The organism is Mesorhizobium sp. M7A.F.Ca.CA.003.01.2.1 (assembly GCF_003998945.1).
GTDB classification, from domain to species: domain Bacteria; phylum Pseudomonadota; class Alphaproteobacteria; order Rhizobiales; family Rhizobiaceae; genus Mesorhizobium; species Mesorhizobium ciceri.
Genome location: NZ_RZRA01001414.1, coordinates 1 through 905, shown reverse-complemented (window position 1 = coordinate 905; position 905 = coordinate 1). Strand labels below are relative to the sequence as shown.

Below are 905 nucleotides of genomic sequence, written 5' to 3'. Positions count from 1 at the left end.
CCTCAGGCATGAAGCCGCATCGCCAACATCAATTCTCGGCGCCGAGGCCACGCGCCAGCTTGGCGTCCCGGTCGTAGGCCCTGACGATTTCCGCCACCAGCGGATGGCGAACCACGTCGCCGTCGTTGAAGCGCACGGTGACCGCGCCCGCCACGCCGTCCAGCACCCGCAAGGCTTCGACCAGACCCGATTTGGTGTTCGAGGGAAGGTCGATCTGGGTCGGATCGCCGGTGACGATCATGCGCGAGTTTTCGCCCAGACGCGTCAGGAACATCTTCATCTGCATCGGCGTGGTGTTCTGCGCCTCGTCGAGGATAACGGCGGCATGCGCCAGCGTGCGGCCGCGCATGAAGGCAAGCGGCGCGATTTCGATCACTTCGGCGGCAATGGCGCGCTCGACCTTGTCGGCCGGCATCATGTCGTAGAGCGCGTCATAGAGCGGCCGCAGATAGGGATCGACCTTCTCCTTCATGTCGCCGGGCAGGAAGCCCAGCCGCTCGCCGGCCTCGACCGCCGGCCGCGAGAGAATGATGCGCTCGACCATGCCGCGCTCGAGCAGCATCGCCGCGTGCGCCACCGCCAGGTAGGTCTTGCCGGTGCCGGCCGGGCCGATGCCGAACACCAGTTCCGACCGTTCAAGCGCCCGCATGTAGGCGTCCTGGTTGAGCGAACGGGCATAGATCGTCTTCTTGCGGGTGGCGATCTGGGCGGCGGAGACCTTGCCCTTGCGTTCCAGCGTTGGCAGGGTCAACTGATCGTCGGCGGCAATCGCCATGCGCACGGCGCCGTCAACGTCGGACTGGCCGATATCGACGCCTTTCTGGAGAATGCCGTAAAGATTGTCCAGGGCGCGGCGCGCCTGCTCGGCGGCAGAAGCGGACCCTTTGATGGTCAGCTGGTTGCCG

General features: G+C 66.0%; 1 protein-coding gene. It reads right to left on the bottom strand.

The annotated features are described in order from the left end of the window. Positions 1-28: 28 nt before the first annotated feature. Positions 29-905, bottom strand: an 877-nt coding sequence (locus tag EN969_RS33105) for a PhoH family protein (RefSeq protein ID WP_164758754.1), incomplete at its 5' end; no start/stop codon positions are given.